Annotated in this window: 17 protein-coding genes, 1 tRNA gene and 1 pseudogene; 9 read left to right on the top strand and 10 right to left on the bottom strand. The window is 67.0% G+C overall.

Annotated features, from left to right (window positions below; genetic code table 11):
* Positions 1-318: 318 nt before the first annotated feature.
* From rplK to AC5RWT_RS25770, 4 genes are all read right to left on the bottom strand, one after another.
* Positions 319-747 carry a 50S ribosomal protein L11 gene (rplK, locus tag AC5RWT_RS25755; protein ID WP_494045889.1) on the bottom strand — a complete coding sequence of 143 codons (429 nt, stop codon included), beginning with the start codon at positions 745-747 and terminating at the stop codon, positions 319-321.
* A 127-nt stretch (positions 748-874) separates the two neighbouring features.
* Positions 875-1,756 carry a transcription termination/antitermination protein NusG gene (gene nusG, locus AC5RWT_RS25760; protein WP_494045888.1) on the bottom strand — a complete coding sequence of 294 codons (882 nt, stop codon included), beginning with the start codon at positions 1,754-1,756 and terminating at the stop codon, positions 875-877.
* Positions 1,757-1,849: 93 nt separating this feature from the next.
* Positions 1,850-2,134 carry a preprotein translocase subunit SecE gene (secE, locus tag AC5RWT_RS25765; protein ID WP_364644164.1) on the bottom strand — a complete coding sequence of 95 codons (285 nt, stop codon included), beginning with the start codon at positions 2,132-2,134 and terminating at the stop codon, positions 1,850-1,852.
* 99 nt (positions 2,135-2,233) lie between these two features.
* Positions 2,234-2,306: transfer RNA gene (locus tag AC5RWT_RS25770), tRNA-Trp, on the bottom strand.
* 298 nt (positions 2,307-2,604) lie between these two features.
* On the opposite strand from AC5RWT_RS25770, the gene AC5RWT_RS25775 reads away from it, so the two are divergent.
* A complete protein-coding gene (locus tag AC5RWT_RS25775; RefSeq protein ID WP_494082668.1) occupies positions 2,605-3,825 on the top strand; it encodes a pyridoxal phosphate-dependent aminotransferase in 1,221 nt (406 codons plus the stop codon).
* Positions 3,826-3,972: 147 nt separating this feature from the next.
* Here AC5RWT_RS25775 and AC5RWT_RS25780 read toward each other — a convergent pair whose 3' ends face one another.
* From AC5RWT_RS25780 to AC5RWT_RS25790, 3 genes are all read right to left on the bottom strand, one after another.
* The gene (locus tag AC5RWT_RS25780; protein ID WP_494082669.1) at positions 3,973-4,380 is read right to left on the bottom strand and encodes an endonuclease domain-containing protein; all 408 of its coding nucleotides are present in this window, start codon (positions 4,378-4,380) and stop codon (positions 3,973-3,975) included.
* A gap of 803 nt (positions 4,381-5,183) precedes the next feature.
* Positions 5,184-5,834 carry a LuxR C-terminal-related transcriptional regulator gene (locus AC5RWT_RS25785; RefSeq protein ID WP_494082670.1) on the bottom strand — a complete coding sequence of 217 codons (651 nt, stop codon included), beginning with the start codon at positions 5,832-5,834 and terminating at the stop codon, positions 5,184-5,186.
* Positions 5,831-7,183: an ATP-binding protein gene (locus tag AC5RWT_RS25790; RefSeq protein WP_494082671.1), complete on the bottom strand. Its 1,353-nt coding sequence runs from the start codon at positions 7,181-7,183 to the stop codon at positions 5,831-5,833. Before AC5RWT_RS25790 ends, AC5RWT_RS25785 begins: the two co-directional genes overlap by 4 nt.
* Positions 7,184-7,320: 137 nt before the next feature.
* On the opposite strand from AC5RWT_RS25790, the gene AC5RWT_RS25795 reads away from it, so the two are divergent.
* From AC5RWT_RS25795 to AC5RWT_RS25815, 5 genes are all read left to right on the top strand, one after another.
* Entirely contained in the window at positions 7,321-9,204 is a 1,884-nt protein-coding gene (locus AC5RWT_RS25795) for a PspC domain-containing protein (protein ID WP_494082672.1), read from the top strand.
* Positions 9,201-9,419, top strand: coding sequence for a hypothetical protein (locus tag AC5RWT_RS25800; protein WP_494082673.1), 219 nt, complete (start codon positions 9,201-9,203; stop codon positions 9,417-9,419). The genes AC5RWT_RS25795 and AC5RWT_RS25800 overlap by 4 nt, the downstream gene beginning before the upstream one ends.
* A 46-nt stretch (positions 9,420-9,465) precedes the next feature.
* Positions 9,466-9,708 (top strand): PspC domain-containing protein, encoded by a 243-nt coding sequence (locus AC5RWT_RS25805; protein ID WP_494045882.1) that lies wholly within the window; start codon positions 9,466-9,468, stop codon positions 9,706-9,708.
* A gap of 306 nt (positions 9,709-10,014) precedes the next feature.
* The gene (locus tag AC5RWT_RS25810) at positions 10,015-11,043 is read left to right on the top strand and encodes a 6-phosphofructokinase (RefSeq protein ID WP_494045881.1); all 1,029 of its coding nucleotides are present in this window, start codon (positions 10,015-10,017) and stop codon (positions 11,041-11,043) included.
* A 21-nt stretch (positions 11,044-11,064) separates the two neighbouring features.
* The gene (locus AC5RWT_RS25815; RefSeq protein WP_494082674.1) at positions 11,065-11,766 is read left to right on the top strand and encodes a GNAT family N-acetyltransferase; all 702 of its coding nucleotides are present in this window, start codon (positions 11,065-11,067) and stop codon (positions 11,764-11,766) included.
* Positions 11,767-11,807: 41 nt separating this feature from the next.
* On the opposite strand, the gene ygfZ is transcribed toward AC5RWT_RS25815, so the two are convergent.
* The 3 genes from ygfZ to AC5RWT_RS25830 form a co-directional block, all read right to left on the bottom strand.
* On the bottom strand, positions 11,808-12,890 hold the full coding sequence (gene ygfZ / locus AC5RWT_RS25820; protein ID WP_494082675.1) for a CAF17-like 4Fe-4S cluster assembly/insertion protein YgfZ: 1,083 nt from the start codon (positions 12,888-12,890) through the stop codon (positions 11,808-11,810).
* A 101-nt stretch (positions 12,891-12,991) separates the two neighbouring features.
* On the bottom strand, positions 12,992-13,594 hold the full coding sequence (locus AC5RWT_RS25825) for a nitrobindin family protein (RefSeq protein ID WP_494045878.1): 603 nt from the start codon (positions 13,592-13,594) through the stop codon (positions 12,992-12,994).
* A 254-nt stretch (positions 13,595-13,848) separates the two neighbouring features.
* Positions 13,849-14,592: a hypothetical protein gene (locus tag AC5RWT_RS25830; protein WP_494082676.1), complete on the bottom strand. Its 744-nt coding sequence runs from the start codon at positions 14,590-14,592 to the stop codon at positions 13,849-13,851.
* 160 nt (positions 14,593-14,752) lie between these two features.
* Here AC5RWT_RS25830 and AC5RWT_RS25835 point away from each other — a divergent pair, with 160 nt between their 5' ends.
* From AC5RWT_RS25835 to AC5RWT_RS25845, 3 genes and pseudogenes are all read left to right on the top strand, one after another.
* Positions 14,753-15,457, top strand: coding sequence for a winged helix-turn-helix transcriptional regulator (locus tag AC5RWT_RS25835; protein ID WP_494045876.1), 705 nt, complete (start codon positions 14,753-14,755; stop codon positions 15,455-15,457).
* A gap of 123 nt (positions 15,458-15,580) precedes the next feature.
* Entirely contained in the window at positions 15,581-16,576 is a 996-nt protein-coding gene (gene mshD / locus AC5RWT_RS25840) for a mycothiol synthase (protein ID WP_494082677.1), read from the top strand.
* Between the two features lie 57 nt (positions 16,577-16,633).
* A pseudogene (locus AC5RWT_RS25845) lies at positions 16,634-16,947 on the top strand (RNA degradosome polyphosphate kinase); the annotation flags it as partial.

Here is a 16,947-nt window from a genome sequence, read left to right on the forward strand (position 1 = left end):
CTTGTCCGCCTCGATCTTGGCTACAGCTGCCTCATATGCTTTGCTGCGCTTTGCCATCTGCTTTTTCTCCTTGTGCAGTTGTGGTCTGCGGACCGCGCTCGGCCCTGCCACAACGACGGCGGTGTTCCCACCCTTGGCGAGCTATCTCGCCGTCGTTTTTTGAATTGTCTTGGTGGGGCCGCAACAGGACGTTTGCCCTGGACGACCACCGGGTTGAGGGTGCTTAGCCCTCCGACAGTGCTCGATTGTCGAGCAGCTGCGGTGCTTGCTTCCGGCGAGTGCCTCGTTCCTCGGCCCTCACCGTACGCGAGCTCCTCGCTACTCGACCTCGATGCCCATGGAGCGGGCGGTGCCGGCGATGATCTTGGCAGCAGCCTTGATGTCGTTGGCGTTGAGGTCATCCATCTTGGTGCTGGCGATCTCGTCGACCTGCGCCTGGGTCAGCTTGGCAACCTTGTTGGTGTGCGGGGTAGCCGAACCCTTCTGCACGCCTGCTGCCTTCTTGATCAGCTCGGCGGCCGGCGGGGTCTTGGTGATGAAGGTGAAGGAACGGTCTTCGTAGACCGTGATTTCAACCGGGATCACGTTTCCGCGCTGGGCTTCTGTGGCGGCGTTGTACGCCTTGCAGAATTCCATGATGTTGACACCGTGCTGACCAAGCGCCGGACCGATCGGCGGTGCCGGGTTGGCGGCGCCTGCCTGGATCTGCAGCTTGATGAGGCCGGTGACCTTTTTCTTGGGGGCCATATCGGGTCCTTCTCTCACATTACGTACCGCGGCACAGGAGCGTGCCTGCGGTGGTTGGCCGCCATGGCGTGGCGGCCGCCCGTGCGGATCCGGATAAAGCGGGTCCGTATCCGCACGAAGTCTTTGGTTACTGGATCTTGGTGACCTGGCTGAACGAGAGCGTCACCGGGGTTTCGCGCTCGAAGATGGTCACCAGCACCACCAGCTGCTGGGATTCCGGCTTGATCTCCGAGATCGTCGCCGGCAGGGTCTCGAACGGCCCGTCGTTGACGGTCACCGACTCGCCGACCTCGAAGTTGACGGTGATCGGCGTGCTCGAGGCTGCGGCCTTGCCAGCTGCCTTGCCACCTGCCTCCGGCTTGGCGCCGGTGATGGTGTGCTCCAGCATGGAAGCAACTTCCTTGAGGCTCAGCGGCACCGGGTTGTGGGCGTTGCCCACGAAGCCGGTCACGCCCGGCGTGTGGCGGACCGCACCCCAGGAGGCGTCGGTCAGGTCCATCCGGACCAGCACGTAGCCGGGGATGCGCACGCGCTTGACCAGCTTGCGCGTGGTGTTCTTGATCTCCACGACTTCTTCCATGGGGACCTGGATTTCGTAGATGAAATCCTCCATGTTCAGGGTCTGGATACGGGTCTCCAGATTCACCTTCACGCGGTTTTCGTAGCCGGCGTAAGAGTGGATGACGTACCAGTCGCCGGGCTGGCGGCGCAGCTTGGCGCGAAACGCTTCCAGCGCTTCCTCTTCGGTCTGCTCGACCTCTTCTGCGGCCTCTTCGGCTGCGGCGGCTTCGGTCATGCCTGCCTCGGCAGCGGCTTCGGCCGCCTCGTCGAGAACCGGAGCGTCTTCGGCGGCCTGGTCAAGCTCGCTGGCCAGATCGGTACCGGCAGTCTCTTCGGCTTCAACGCCGGAAGCCGACACCTCGTCGGTGCCGGTCTCGGTAACCTGCTCGTCTGCTTCCAGCTCCACGTTCTCTTCGGAGTTCTGGGCTTCGAGTTCCTGGTCGGACACTTGGCTTCCTGCTTTCTTCTTCAGCTCACTTGGCTCGCGCCGGCTTTCCGCCGTCGTCGTCATCCGTACATACGGCTGCCGCATACGCGGGCGTTACTGTTCGGGTATGCCGTCTCCGAAGACGAAGAACGCGGCCTGGCCGAAAACCAGATCCAGCAGCGTAACGAGCAGCATCATGATGGCCACGAAAGCGATCACCACCAGCGTGTAGTTCACGAGTTCCCTGCGGGTCGGCGTGACGACCTTTTTGAGTTCTGCGATGGTCTGGCGGACAAACAAAATGATCCGGGCGAAGAAACCGCGCTTGTCGGTCTTTCGTCCGGTGGGGCGTCCCTTGGGACTATTGGCAGCCGTATCGGTCAACCTGGCCTCACTCATTCTGTCCGGTGTCCGGCCCCGGACGGCCTCGGCCGGCCTGAACCACTGCTTCGTGCTGGGATGCTGAACTGCTGCAGTCATATCTGCGACGGTTCTGCGCAGGGCAGACAGGACTCGAACCTGCAACCTGCGGTTTTGGAGACCGCTGCGCTACCAATTGCGCCACTACCCTATGGAGCCGAATATCGCCTGATGTTCCCGCCGGGCGGGCATGGAACATCATGGCGTTTTCAACACCGGAGATCTAGTTTACGCCAGCGATGCGCCGACGTCGAACCGGACCCCGTTCGCCGCCCCGGAAGGCGACTGATCCATTATGCAACATTTCCGCCTGCCCATTGACCACCGGGGCTCCCTGGCCGCCACTGCCGGCGTGCGGCCGCCCGCGGCGACCCGTCAGACAGGACATGGCCGACGGCCTGCACCTAGACTATGGAGCAGTCCTACACGCTACTGAAGACGGGAATCCCATGCCTGCCAACGCCCGCGTCTCCCGGCGCATCGCGTCCATCGCCGAATCCGCCACCCTCGCCGTTGATGCCAAGGCCAAGGCGCTGAAGGCTGCCGGACGTCCGGTGATCGGTTTCGGGGCGGGCGAACCGGATTTCCCCACCCCTGAGTACATCGTCGAGGCCGCCATCGAAGCGGCCCGGCAGCCGCGCTTCCACCGGTACTCCCCCGCCGGCGGGCTGCCGGAACTGAAGCAGGCCATTGCGGAAAAGACGCTGCGTGACTCCGGCTACCGGGTGGATCCGTCCCAGGTGCTGGTGACCAACGGCGGCAAGCAGGCCGTCTACGAATCGTTCGCCACCTTGCTGGATCCGGGCGACGAGGTGCTGGTACCTACCCCGTTCTGGACCACCTACCCGGAGGCTATCCGACTGGCAGGCGGCGTTCCGGTGGAAGTTTTCGCCGGACCGGAGCAGGGCTATCTGGTGACGGTCGACCAGCTGGAGGCCGCCCTGACCGACAACACCAAGGTGCTGCTGTTCGTCTCCCCGTCCAATCCGACCGGCGCCGTTTACTCGCCGGAGCAGGTGGCCGAGATCGGCGACTGGGCTGCCGCCAAGGGCCTGTGGGTGATCACCGACGAGATCTACGAGCACCTCACCTACGACGGCATGCCGTTCACTTCCATCGCCACTGCCGCGCCGGAGCTGGGCGACAAGGTGGTCATCCTCAACGGCGTCGCCAAGACCTATGCGATGACCGGGTGGCGCGTGGGCTGGATGATCGGCCCGAACGACGTGGTCAAGGCCGCCACCAACATGCAGTCGCACGCCACCTCCAACGTGGCCAATGTGTCCCAGATGGCCGCGCTGGCCGCCGTGTCCGGGCCGCTGACCGCGGTGGACGAAATGAAGGTCGCCTTCGACCGGCGCCGCAAGGCCATGGTGGACGGCCTGAACGCCATCGACGGCGTGGAATGCCCGACGCCGAAGGGCGCGTTCTACGCCTACGCCGACGTCCGCGGGCTGCTGGGCAAGGAATTCCCGACGGCGGACGGCACCATCCGTCCGGCGACCTCCGCCGAGCTGGCCGCGCTGATCCTCGATCAGGTCGAGGTCGCCGTCGTCCCCGGCGAGGCTTTCGGCCCCTCCGGCTTTGTGCGGCTGTCCTACGCCCTCGGCGACGACGATCTGGCCACCGGCGTCGGCCGCCTGCAGGAGTTCCTGGCCAAGGCCAAGTGAGTCGCCCCGGGCGCCCCGGGCCTGCGAGCCCGGGGCCCGCGGGTCGCGCCGTAGCCCCGTCAGAACCCCTCCGGCCGCTGCCGCAGCCGGAGGGGTTCTGGGCTTGTACGGCACCGGTTCGTCCGAGGCCTCGGGTCCGTTGCTTCGCTATCCCGCCCGTGTGACTGCCGCAGCATGGCCGGTGAAGTACCGGTCAACTGGCCGCAATACGGACTCGGGATCATCGAGAATCTCTCTGGCTGGCAGCACCAGCAGGTCCCGACCGAGGAGTGTCAGTTCGTTCCAGCGGCGCCGGTCCTCGATGAAGGACGCCTCGTCGGAGTGATAGGACTTGCCGTCGATTTCCAGCAGCAAGCGGTCCTCAACTTCCAGGTCGATCCTGCCGACGCCCTCGATCCGTCGCTGACAAACCACCTTGTAGCCAGACGAACGCAGTACCTGACGGGCGAGTGTTTCGGGGGCTGACATGGATGCCGGATCAATAGCAGCAATGACCGCGTCGGCCCGCTTGCTCCCCCGCCCCCGGCTGAGCCAGCGCAAGGCCTCAACCGTCACGCGGCCTTGAACGACGGCAGACTCCACGACGACTAACGCTTCCCTTGGTGGGAGGCAATTCAGGACCTGCCGGAGGCAAACGTCAAGCGGAACAACTGTGCCGTGTGATTCCCGCGTTCTATGCACCCTGCCGAAGCGCGGCTTGGCAACGGTGCGCGGAGCACACACGTGGAGCCCGCGGTAAGGCCTGTGCACCCACAAACCGTGAAATGCCGCAGCGCTGAAACACCCCACGGAGGCACCGATCGCCTTGGCTTGGGCATATTCAGCAACAACATCTGGAACGGCGTAAAGACCAAATCTGATTCGGTGGATGGTCCCCGCGTCAACGGCTTCCTTCATGCTTCGAGCCTTAACACCTGAGTCCCGCAGCCGACTCCAACGTGCAATTCCGCCTTGCTCGCGCAGAGCCATCACCGGATCCATGGGATTAGCCTGCTATGCGGCGCGTAGTTGCGGCGACGCCAGCCGGAAAAGTGTGGATAACTGCTGATCAGTTGCAGGACGCGACGCCTCCACTTTGTTCGCAGCCCGTCCCATTGGAGCGCTGTACCTAATACGCCACATTGCCCTGGCGGATAATCCATGGCTGCCGCATCTGCTTGAAGGGAGGGGCAGAACGTTCGCAGATACGGAAAGCCCTGTCAGATCCGGAAGCTGCGTCCGCCAGTTCCGCCAGCAATGTGGCGTATCGCGTACGCAACAGCCGGGGGCACCTCCACATCCAGCATGCACGGGTCCCGCTAGGATGGCCGCGGGTCGCCGCGCCGTTATAGCCGAGGTAGCCCGCCGCTAAGACCGCTTCACAGGATCCGGCGGTCGACGGCCCAGCGGGTCAGCTCGTGCCGGGAGGAGAGCTGCAGCTTGCGCAGCACGGACGAGACGTGGGTTTCGACCGTCTTGATGGAGATGTACAGCTCCTTGGCCACTTCCTTGTACTGGTAGCCGCGGGCTATCAGCCGCATGACTTCCAGTTCACGGGCGGAGAGCTTGTCCAGTTCGTCGTCGACGTTGGCCACTGCTGCCGTGCCGAAGGCGTCCAGCACGAACCCGGCCAGTCGCGGCGAGAAGGCGGCGTCTCCGCCGGCCACGCGCTGGACGGCGTCGGAAATCTCCGCCCCGGACACGGTCTTGGTGACATAGCCGCGGGCGCCGGCCCGGATCACGGTGACCACGTCTTCTGCGGAATCGGAAACGCTCAGGGCCAGGAACTTGGTCTCTCCCAGCAGGGCCGCGCAGCCCGCAACCACCTCGGCACCGCCGCCGCCGCGGCCGCCGGGCAGGTGAACGTCCAGCAGCACCACCGCAGGCCGCTGCTCATGGATGGCCGCGATCGCCTGCTCCACGGTCGCCGCCTCGGCGACCACCTCGATCCGCTCGTCCAAATCGGCCTTCAAGCCGGAACGGAAGATGGCATGGTCGTCCACGACGACCACGCGGATGGGTTCGGTCACGATGCGGTTCCTTCCTGCGGGTGTTCCAAACTGAGATGGACTTCGGTGCCGCTGCCGGTATTGCGGATCCGGGCCTGACCGCCGTGGCGTTCCATCCGGCCGATCAGCGATTCGCGCACGCCCATCCGGTCCGGCGGCACGGACGCCAGTTCGAACCCGGGACCACGATCGCGGACAAAAACTTCGCTGCGCCCCGGTGTGCACTCAACATAGACCGAGATGCCGCCCCCTGCATGTTTGGCCGCGTTCTGCACTGCTTCGCGGGTGGCATACACGAGAACCTCGTGCCGGTCGGTCATCTCAGCATCGCCAACGGCCACCACCTCCACCGGGTGCCCGTAAGCGTCTTCGATTTCCGCGGCCACTGCCTTCACCCGGTCCACCAGCTTGCCTTCTTCCTGCCGCTTGTCCCGGTACAACCATTCGCGCAGTTCGCGTTCCTGCGCGCGGGCCAATCGGGTGACGTCCTGCTCCGACCCGGCACGGTTCTGGATCAGCGCGAGCGTTTGCAGCACCGAATCATGCAGGTGCGCGGCGATTTCGGCCCGTTCCGTTTCCCGGATGCGGCCGGAACGCTCGGTCTCCAAGTCGCGCCAATATTTCAGCACCCACGGCGCCAGGACCAGCAGGACGCCGGCCAGAACGGCCAGCGAGGCAAACAACGTGGGCCACATCGCCTTCCACGTGATCGACCCGGAGACCATCGTGACGATGCCGGCCACTACCAGGACAAGCCCGGCCAGCAACCTCACGGCGCCCTGCGCGCCGGTGGCACCGGCCCGGTCCATCAGTCCGCTGCGCCGGGAATCGTCCAACTGCATCCAGGCGATCACCGCCCCGGCGGCAATGGCGAGGACGGGCAGCCACGTTCCCCATGGCAGGTTAATGCCGGCGATCTGTGCGACGACGGCGCCGCCCGCCAGCACCAGGGCCGCGCCGATCAGGATTTCCTTGCCGCCGCGCTGCAGCAGCCGCGGCGTGCCGGTGCCTTCGGCGTTCTGTGAAGGGGTTCCGGGTTGTGGGAGAGGCTGGCTGACCGGACGCAGGGCGGGCGCGCGCGCCTGAACGTTGCCGTCCCGGTTGGCTCCGGATGCGCCGAATCCCCGGGCGAAGTTTTCAGCGATGTCGCGCGGGTTGAAGGCCCGTTCGGCGGCCATGGCTTCATCGGCGGTGGTCGGCACCAGCAGCCAGAGCCAAATATAAAGCAGCACGCCCGCACCGCCGGCGAGCGTCAGGACCACCATGCCCACCCGGACGATTCCAACCGAGAGGTTCAAGTGCCGGGCCAGGCCCGCGCACACGCCCGCAATGATGCGGTCCTCGGTCGACCGGATGAGTGGTTCTCGCATGGGTTAATCCAAGCATGCGCCGCAGCCCCCGACCTACCATCGGGCGCGATTTCAGGGGAACCCCGGCCGGGCGGTCAGGGAAGGGTCAGGGTGGCACCCCATAGATGAAGAGGGCTGCCGGTTGGAATGATCTAACTATGACCTCACACGCATCGACCCCGTCCGAGAATGACGGCACCGACCACACAGACGAACCGGACCAGCAGCCGGCCGTTCCCGAACCCACCGAGCCAGCCCCGGCATCCGCATCCGGCGAGCCGGAGATCGTCGAAGCAGGTGCCGCACAGCCGGCGACCGTGGAAGCCGACGCTGCCGAGGCTGACTCTGCGCCAGCTGCGGCTACACACGCCGACGACGCTGCACGTTACGACGACGCCGAGCCCGTAGAGGCACCGCGGCCCGACGACGCTTCCCGCGATGACCGTGGGACCAACCCCACCGAACCCCTTGCCTCGGCAACCTACCCGACCAGGCCGATCGACTCCGGCTACTCCGGAGGATCGGCCGGCTCCGGTTACACCGGCGGACCAGGCTTTGGAAGCGGCACCGGTGGCTTTCCGCCGCCTCCGCCGTCGGGCGCTGCCGGCGCTTTCCCTCCCCCGGCGCCCGGCGCACCGGTTCCGCCGAGCAACCCGTTTTTTAGCTGGTTTCGCAACCTCGGCATTCAGCGTGGACAGGACCGCTGGATCGGCGGCGTCGCCTCTGGCATCGGCCACCGGATCGGGCTGGATCCGATCCTGGTCCGCGGGCTGTTCATCCTGCTGGCCGTCTTCGGCGGCCTCGGCGGGCTGCTCTACGGCATTGCTTGGGCGCTGCTGCCCGAGCCGGACGGCCGCATCCATGCCGAAGAAGCAGGCCGCAGCAGCTGGACTGCCGGCATGACCGGCGCTGTGATCTTCACGGTCCTGGGTGTGTTCAGCCGGCCCTTCGGGTGGTTCACCAACGATTGGGGCTGGGGTTTCGGCGGGTTCGTCTGGGCCGTCATCTGGATCGGCGCCGTGGCATTCTTCGTCTACTGGCTCGCCACGCGCAACAAGGACGGTGCTCCCGCCGGAAGACCGCAGCACGGGACCGAGGGCTTCCCGCCCACGTCTCCTGCCTCCGGGCCAGGTACCTCCGCGTTTACTGACTCCGCCGGCAGCACTGGCTCCGCGGCTCCGGCCCCGGGCAGCCGCTCCGGCCCGTCCCACTCCCCCGGTGCCAGCTACGGTTCGACCTCCAGTTACGGTTCGACGCCGGCTGCCGGGGCCGGATACGGCCACGGCACCCCCAGCGGCTTCCAAGGCCCGCCTCGTCCGATGTATCCGCAGCCGCGCCCGTACCCGCAGCCTGCACCGGTTCCGCCCAAGCCCGGCCCCCGCGGCCCCTCGGGTGCAGCCATCGCGCTGACCTTGGGCGCCGCCATGCTGGCCGCCGGCACCGTGCTGGGACTGAACGCACTGGAATTCGTCGAGCTGGGCCTGAACGTTGTCCCCGTCGCGATTGCCTCCGCGCTGATCGTGATCGGCATCGGCGTCGTCGTTACGGGCGCCCTGGGCCGTACCTCCGGAATCCTCGGGTTCCTGGCGGCCGTAGGACTCGTGCTGTCGCTGGTCTTCTCCGCCGGAATGCAGTGGACCGCGAACAACTTCGCCATCGCCTCCAACCGCACCTGGACCTCCACCGCCGCCCCGGCCGCGGGCGACGGCTACAGCGTGGTGGCAGGCAACGGCACCGTGGACCTCCGCAGTGTGTCCGGTTCACGCGCCGGCGGCCCCGCCGTCGTCCCGGTCAACGCCGTCGCCGCGTCCGTCACCGTCATCATTCCCGACGACGTGCCGGTGAAGGTTGAAACACAGATGGCGCTGGGCAACGTCGAGTACGCCACGTCCGGGGACAGCGGGCGGCAGTCCGGCGTCTGGCAGCCCGGAACCTACATCATCAACGACGACGGCGGTGCGCCGGAGATCGTCCTGTCCGTCAGGGGCGTGGTCAGCAGCGTCGACATCCTGACCGTTAGCGAACTGGAGCAGACCCGATGAGCACTGAACTGAAGCACGACGACGACCGCCGGCCCCGCGTGGGCACCATCATCTGGGGACTGATAGCCGTGGCCGTCGGCCTGCTGGTGGTCGCCGGGACGTGGTGGAACATCAGCTTCAACTGGGCCTATGTCTTGATCGCCCTGCTGATCGGTTCCGGCATCGCCCTGGTGGTGGCCGGCGTCCTGAGCGCCACCCACAACCGCGGCCGGTAAGCGGGTCCCGAGTGACAACAGCTCCCTAACACGAAAGCATGGTTCCATGGAAACTTTTTACCGAGCGCTCCGCTCCAGCCCCATCCGCCGCGGACCCGACCGCTGGGTAGCCGGCATCTGCGCAGGCATCGCTGCAAAGTTCGGCTGGGATGTGACGTGGGTGCGCATCGCCACCCTGCTGGTCTTCCTGTTCCCCGGCATCGGCGTCGGCACCTACCTGGTGCTGTGGCTCCTGCTGCCGAAATACGACGGAAGCATCGCGCTGGAGAACCTGCTCCGCAAGTTCTAATCGGCGCGAGCAGCGACAGCCAGGAACCGGAGCCTCCGCGGAAGCGGGGGCTCCGGTGCGTTAAGCACAGCTCCGTCCCGGCACCTCCGATTGCACGTCGGCGCGGAGGCCGGCATTCGTGTAGGCGCGCATCGCCGAAGCGAGGGACGAGCGGAGGTGTCTAAGCGCCGGCGAAAGCCGGCTCCGAACCGCCTGGTTGGGCGCACCGCCGTCGTCCTTGTGACTGTGGTGAGGTTCCTACGTAGAATCGAGGCGGGCTCAATGGGGTGCTCGCACTGACCGGCCCGGCACCGAGAAGGAGTACCCATGAGGATCGGCATCATGACCAGCGGCGGGGATTGTCCCGGCCTGAACGCGGTGATCCGCGGGATCGTGCTCAAAGGCATCACCGTGCACGGGCACGAGTTCGTCGGCTTCCGCGACGGGTGGCGGGGCGTGGTCGAGGGCGACTTCATGGAGCTGCCGCGGCACCAGGTGCGGGGTATTTCCAAGCAGGGCGGCACCATCCTGGGCACCTCGCGCACCAACCCGTACGACGGCCCCAACGGCGGGCCGGAGAACATCCAGCGAACGTTGGACAGGCTGGGCGTCGACGCGGTCATCGTGATCGGCGGCGAGGGCACTTTGGCCGGTGCACACCGGCTCACCGAAGCCGGGCTGAGGATTGTGGGCGTGCCCAAGACCATCGACAACGATCTGGAAGCCACCGACTACACCTTCGGTTTCGACACCGCCGTGCAGATCGCCACCGAGGCGATCGACCGGCTGCGCACCACCGGCGAATCGCACCACCGCTGCATGATCGCCGAGGTGATGGGCCGAAACGTCGGCTGGATCGCGCTGCACGCCGGCATAGCCACCGGCGCGCATGCCATTCTGATTCCGGAGCAGCGCGTCACCATGGACCAGGTCTCCGAGTGGGTGCTGCACGCGCAGAAACGCGGCCGCGCCCCGTTGGTGGTGGTGGCGGAAGGCTGGGTTCCGGACGGCGAGCTGGGCCCGCACGCCGAGCGCGGGCTGGACCGGTTCGGCCGGCCTCGGCTGGGCGGGATCGGCGAACGGCTGGCCCCGGAGCTGGAAGCGCGCACCGGCATCGAAACCCGGGCCACCACGCTGGGCCACATCCAGCGCGGCGGGGTTCCCTCGGGCTACGACCGCGTGCTGGCCACCCGTCTGGGCATGGCGGCGGTGGATTCGGTGGCGGAGGAACGCTGGGGAACCATGGTGGCGCTGCAGGGCACAGACATCGCGCACGTGGGTTTTGAGTCCGCGTTGAACAATCTAAAAACGGTCCCGCAGCACCGATACGACGAGGCAAGGGTTCTCTTCGGCTGAGCCTTCAGTAATCTGGCCGGTATGCGATTGGACGCAGGAACCTCCGACATTGTGCTGCTGGCGTGGGCGCGGTTGCTGGGTTTTGCCGACGATGCCTTCGCCTCCGGCGGAGGCCGGCTGACCAAGATCAACAACGACGCCGGTGCGCTCACCTTTGTGCGCTTGTTCGACAGATCCGCGCTGGTCGGCCCCGATTGGGCGGTTGAAGCGGCCGCCCCCTACTCGGACGACGAGCTGGCGGAACACCAGACGCTGATGCAGGTGAGCCGGGAACATGGCGGCCACGGGCTGGGCAAGGCGGTGCTGTCCTACGCCGACGATCTGCCCGTTGTGCAGCCCGAGCGGGAAGTTACCGTTTCCACCGCGGGCAGCGACGTGGCCCGTCTGGAGGGCATGTGCCCGCCGGATGACATCCACGAAGTGGGGCTGGCCGAGATGGACAAGTCCTTTGTGCTGCTGGACGGCAGCACACCGATGGCCGGCGCCGGCTACAAGGAGTGGCAGCAGATCCTGGCCAACGTGGGGGTGCTGACCGCCCCCGGCTACCGCCGCCGCGGTGCCGGCGCGCTGATCGCGGCCATCGCCGGCCACGAGGCGCTCTCCTCCGGGCTCATCCCGCAGTGGCGCTCACACGAATCCAACGAAGCCTCGCGGGCGCTGGCCGCGAGCCTGGGCTTCTGGGACGCCGGAACCCAGACGTCGGTGATCTTGCGGGAACAATAGCCCTGCCGAAACGTCAGGACAAACAACTCAGCGCGGCCAACTCAGCGCGGCGCGCGCAGGAACCCGGTCTGCCGGCCGACCACTTGGCCGGCGTCGGTGGTGACAATGACTTCCTGGGCGGCGTCATAACTCTCGTCGCCGTCCACCACCGTCAGCTGGGCCTGCGGATCGGCCGAGCGCTTGACCACGGCCAGGGCGATCGGGCCCATTTCGTAGTGCTGAGCCGCGGAGGTGATGGCTCCCACGCGCTTGTCGCCAAGCAACACGTCGCTGCCCGGGGCAGGCAGCGTGTGCTGGGAGCCGTCCAGCTGCAGGAACACCAGCCGGCGCGGCGGATGGCCCAGGTTGTGCACGCGGGCGATGGTTTCCTGGCCCTTGTAGCAACCCTTGGCCAGGTGCACGGCGGTGCGGAGCAGGTCCAGCTCGTGCGGAATGGTCTTCTCGTCCGTCTCCGCGCCGAACCGCGGGCGCCAGGCCGCGATCCGCAGCGCCTCGGCTGCCCAGACGCCGGCCAGCTGCAGGCCTGCGACGGCGGATTCGAGTTCGGCGGCCGGCAGCAGATATTCGTACCAGGTCCGTTCCAGCCCGGGATGCTGCGGTTCCTCGATCCCGGTGTAGGCATAGCCGCCGACGCCGATCTGCGGCCACGGATCTTGCCAGACGATCCTGCCGTCGAACGCCGGCACCGGCTTGACCGAACCCACCACGGCCCAGTCGACGGAAACATCCGCAATCTCCACCCGCAGCATGAACTTCATCGAATCCAGCCACGCGGCCAGCGGCGCTGCCTCGAAGGATTCAACGATCAGCCAAGTGCGTTCGCCGTCGTCCACAATGCGGGCGTCGTATTCGATCCGGCCCTGCACGGTGAGCAGCAGCGCCTCGCTGGGCTGGCCCGGCTGCAGGTTCAGCAGCAGCTGCGAAGAAAGGGTGTTGAGCCAGCTCAGCCGGTCCGCACCGGCCACGGTCACCACGCCGCGGTGGGACAGGTCCACCACTGCTTCGCCGCGGACCAGCGCACGCTGTTCGCGCAACGGATCGGAGTAGTGGGCGGCCACGCCGGCGTCGGACCCGGAGGCTTCGACGGCGCCGGGCTGCAGGAGCAAGGGGCTGCGGTAGGTCATATAGGGGTCAACTCCTGACGGCGGTGCCGAATTCCCGCGAGGCCGCCCCACGGGCGTTGCTGGCCCGGCACCGGGAGGCCCAGCGAGCCGTCACGGTTGGTCTACGGGCGCTTAGTGAGGATTGCCGAGGCGTGCGGGGCCAGCTCCTTGCCCTTGGCTGCGGCCACATCCCAACGCCAGTACAGGTCATTATTGACCAGGCCGAAAATCCGGGTGGCCGCGCTGTAGTCCTTGGACTGCGATCCGCGCATCACCATGTCCGTGCTCAGCTGCACGCGCGGGCCCTTGATCTGCCCGTAGTAGAGCTCCGAGATGCCGCCGGGGTGCACGATGGTGGCAGTGATGTCGAAACCGCCATCGGCGTTGCGCAGCTCTTCGACCTCGTCCGCCGACTTCAACGCGGGCACGATGTCCGCCGGGACCAGACCCGGTCCGACGTCGGCGTCGTTGAGCTTACGGTCCAGCGCCCAGAAGCCGGTTTCCACGGTCAACGGCCGCAACCGGTTGCCGTCCTCGTCAATGAGCCAGCTTTCGGCGGTGTACTGCAGGTAGGGCAGGCCGTTCTGCGTGAACGTGGCCTTCTGGACGAAGTGCTCGTCCTCATCCTCGCCCGCACCCAGCCGGCCAGCACCTTCCCAGGTGCCGAGCAGCCATGACAGCGGCACCAGCTCCGGGGTCAGCTCCGTGGGGAGTTCAATCGGCATGATGAAGAGATGAGGCCGCTTACTTCTGGCCCTTGAACAGGCGGACAACCACCAGCGAGGCGACGGCCGCGATGGACAGGCCGGCGAGGACCAGCAGGGACAGGAAGGCGATTTCAAGACCGAGATACGACATGGCTCCATAGTAACGGCCCGGACGGATGGATGCCCGCTTGCTACGTAACCACCCGCTGTGACCTCGATCAACCGGGAACACCTCCCGGCGCCCGACGGCACCCTCCGGCGCCTCACCCGGATCAGCGCAGCAGCATCCGTTCCAGGAAGTAGACCAGCGAGCCGGCGGACATGACCGGTGCCGCGCCGGCAGCGAGCATGGCCGGTAGCCGGGTGGGGCCGCCGTCGGCCAAAATCAGCCGCCGGAAGCACACCAGGATGATGCCGACGACGGCGCCCACTACCGCGGCGGGGAACATCGGCACGTTGGAGAACAGCGGCGCGGCCAGCGTTCCAGCCAGTGTGGCCAGCACCACGCCCAGCGGCGCCACAATACGGTCCGGCCAAGGCAGCAGGCAGGCGGCGATGGCCACCAGCATGCTGATGCCGGTCACCAGCATCATGCCCGTGTTGGCGGTATTGGCCGAGAGCCGTTCGGCCGCCACCCAGCCGGCGCCCAGCGAGGTCAGCACCAGGCCGGCGCTGGCGCCGAAGGTGGATTCGAGCCGGTGCGGCTGCCCGGTGCCGCGGAGCAACTGGATCAGGAAAACGGCCATCACGCCGAGCGCAATCACCACCGCCATCCACAGCAGCGGCATGCCGGCGGGCGCCACGCTGGCGAGTACCGCCGTCGCAATTCCTGCCAAGGAGATGACCACGGCCAAGGTCTTTTTGGCCGGCACCTCCAAGAGCACCGGCCATCCGACACCGATTACCACCGCGGCAAAGCACACCACGGCAGTCAGCGCGGGAAGGGACAGGTAGGAGGCACCGACGACGGCGCACAGTACGGCGGCCGCGGCTACGGCGACGATCCACGTTTTCACGCTAGTCATACTGCCCTATGACGCAGGGGCGGTGCGAGAAGCCGCGGCACCACGGGCTGCGGGCGTTATACTTGTGCCACCGTCCGGCAGGATCCCCTGCTTAGTGAGGACCTTCCGGGCCCAGCCCGATGATGTGCGCCGCAAACCCCCTGGAGGAACCATGCCGCACATTCTGCTGTTGACCAACAGCCCCGGCTCGTCGATTGGCGTCCTGCCGGCCCTTGAGCTGCTGAACCATAAGGTCCACATCCTGCCGGCCGAACCCACGGCCCTGCTGGAAACCGAACCCGCCGACGTGGTCATGGTCGACGCCCGCAAAGACCTGGTCGGTGCGCGTTCGCTCACCCAGCTGCTGAAGGCCACCGGGCTGAGCGCACCGCTGGTGCTGGTGCTCACCGAGGGCGGCATGGCCGCCGTCAGCGCCAACTGGCTGGCCGACGACGTGGTCCTGGACACCGCTGGCCCGGCCGAAGTGGAGGCGCGGCTGCGGCTGGTGATCGCCAGGGCGCACGCCGGCGATGAGGAAACCAGCACGGAGATCCACGCCTCCGGAGTGGTGATCGACGAGGCCAGCTACACGGCGCGCGTGGGCGGGCAGCCGCTGAACCTGACCTACAAGGAATTCGAACTGCTCAAGTACCTTGCCCAGCATCCCGGCCGGGTCTTTACCCGGGACCAGCTGCTGCACGAAGTCTGGGGCTACGACTACTACGGCGGCACCCGCACGGTGGACGTGCATGTGCGGCGCCTGCGGGCCAAGATGGGCTCTGACCACGAACAGTTGATCGGCACCGTCCGCAACGTCGGCTACCGCTTTACCCTGGTCCGTGCCTCGGAAGAAGAACCCGCCGACGTCACCGGCTGACCCGGCCTGCGAGGTTCGGCCTCCGGGACCCCGAAGCACGCGCCGGACGTGCTTGGCGGTGAATCCATCAGGCGGCGGCCCGCGCTATCCCGCCGTCGTTGCCTGCTCGGATAGTCTGTGCTCATGACTGCATCGGATTCCGACCTGTGGCCCGTGCTGACCATCAAGGGCGCCCCTGACACCGAGACCCTCGCGGACATCAAGGCGCTCGCCGCCGCCGCCGAAGAATCCGACGGGAACCCGCCGCTCTCCGAGCAGACCTGGGTGAACCTGCGCGCCGCCGGCTCCGCCGACCTGCTGGTGCTGGCCACCTATGCCGGCGAAGAGCGTTCCGATCCCGCCACCGCGAGCGCGCTGGCCGGGGTCGCCGTCGTCAGCCTGGCCACCGCCGCCGGCACCGACAGCGTGCTGGAACTCGTGGTGCACCCGTCCTACCGCGGCGAAGGGGTGGGCCTGCGGTTGGCCGAAGCCGTGCAGCAGCACACGGAACTGCCCGATCTGAAGGCCTGGTCGCACGGCGGCCATGAGGCAGCGGGACGGCTGGCCGCCCGCTTCGGCTTCGCCCCGGTACGGGAACTATGGCGGATGCGGTTGACCCACCCTGCGGGAATGCCCGACGCCGAACTGCCGGCCGGCGTCGTCATCCGCACCTTCGTGCCCGGCCAGGATGAAGAAGCCTGGCTGGCCGCGAACGCCGCCGCCTTTGCCGACCATCCGGAACAAGGCGCCATGACCCTGTCCGATTTGCAGGCCCGCATGGCCGAGGACTGGTTCGACCCGGCCGGGTTCCTGCTGGCCGAGCGCCGGGACGGCGGCGGGCTGCTCGGTTTCCACTGGACCAAGGTCCATCCGCGGGCCGGCAGCCACCCGTCCATCGGCGAGGTCTACGTGGTCGGGGTGACGCCGCAGGCGCAGGGCACCGGGCTGGGCAAGGCCCTGACCATCGCCGGCATCAAGCACCTGCAGGACGTCGGCGAACACGCGATCATGCTCTACGTCGACGCGGACAACGAGCCCGCGGTGGGGCTGTATCGCAAGCTCGGCTTTACCCGCTGGGATGCGGACGTGATGTACGCAGCCCAGGCTCAGGACGGCCGGCAAGAGTCGGTAACCTTATAGGTACCCGGCGCCTCGATGAGAGGTAAGTCCGGCCCGCCGACGTCAGCAGGAGAGAGCATGGTCACCGAACCTGAAGCCGCAGCCATTCCCCGCTACGGCTCTTCCGAGATGGTTCCTGCCCGCGCCACCCAGGACCGCATCGACATTCCGGAGTTCGCCCCCTCGCTGGCACCGGACGGGGACTTCACCCTGGAACGGTTCCTGGACCGGGAAATCAGCTGGCTGGACTTCAATGCACGGGTCCTGGAGCTGGCCGAGGACGAGGACCTCTACCTGCTGGAACGGCTGAACTTCCTGTCCATCTTCGCCTCCAACCTGGACGAGTTTTTCATGGTCCGGGTGGCCGGCTTGAAGCGCCGGATCGCCACCGG

This window comes from Arthrobacter sp. Dra40 (assembly GCF_059091905.1).

What these genes read in the sequence shown, in the direction of transcription:
- rplK (WP_494045889.1), bottom strand. Translation starts at nt 747, where the DNA reads ATGGCCCCCAAGAAAAAGGTCACCGGCCTCATCAAGCTGCAGATCCAG.
- secE (WP_364644164.1), bottom strand. Translation starts at nt 2,134, where the DNA reads ATGAGTGAGGCCAGGTTGACCGATACGGCTGCCAATAGTCCCAAGGGA.
- AC5RWT_RS25775 (WP_494082668.1), top strand. Translation starts at nt 2,605, where the DNA reads ATGCCTGCCAACGCCCGCGTCTCCCGGCGCATCGCGTCCATCGCCGAA.
- AC5RWT_RS25790 (WP_494082671.1), bottom strand. Translation starts at nt 7,183, where the DNA reads ATGCGAGAACCACTCATCCGGTCGACCGAGGACCGCATCATTGCGGGC.
- AC5RWT_RS25795 (WP_494082672.1), top strand. Translation starts at nt 7,321, where the DNA reads ATGACCTCACACGCATCGACCCCGTCCGAGAATGACGGCACCGACCAC.
- AC5RWT_RS25800 (WP_494082673.1), top strand. Translation starts at nt 9,201, where the DNA reads ATGAGCACTGAACTGAAGCACGACGACGACCGCCGGCCCCGCGTGGGC.
- AC5RWT_RS25805 (WP_494045882.1), top strand. Translation starts at nt 9,466, where the DNA reads ATGGAAACTTTTTACCGAGCGCTCCGCTCCAGCCCCATCCGCCGCGGA.
- AC5RWT_RS25810 (WP_494045881.1), top strand. Translation starts at nt 10,015, where the DNA reads ATGAGGATCGGCATCATGACCAGCGGCGGGGATTGTCCCGGCCTGAAC.
- AC5RWT_RS25815 (WP_494082674.1), top strand. Translation starts at nt 11,065, where the DNA reads ATGCGATTGGACGCAGGAACCTCCGACATTGTGCTGCTGGCGTGGGCG.
- ygfZ (WP_494082675.1), bottom strand. Translation starts at nt 12,890, where the DNA reads ATGACCTACCGCAGCCCCTTGCTCCTGCAGCCCGGCGCCGTCGAAGCC.
- AC5RWT_RS25825 (WP_494045878.1), bottom strand. Translation starts at nt 13,594, where the DNA reads ATGCCGATTGAACTCCCCACGGAGCTGACCCCGGAGCTGGTGCCGCTG.
- AC5RWT_RS25835 (WP_494045876.1), top strand. Translation starts at nt 14,753, where the DNA reads ATGCCGCACATTCTGCTGTTGACCAACAGCCCCGGCTCGTCGATTGGC.
- mshD (WP_494082677.1), top strand. Translation starts at nt 15,581, where the DNA reads ATGACTGCATCGGATTCCGACCTGTGGCCCGTGCTGACCATCAAGGGC.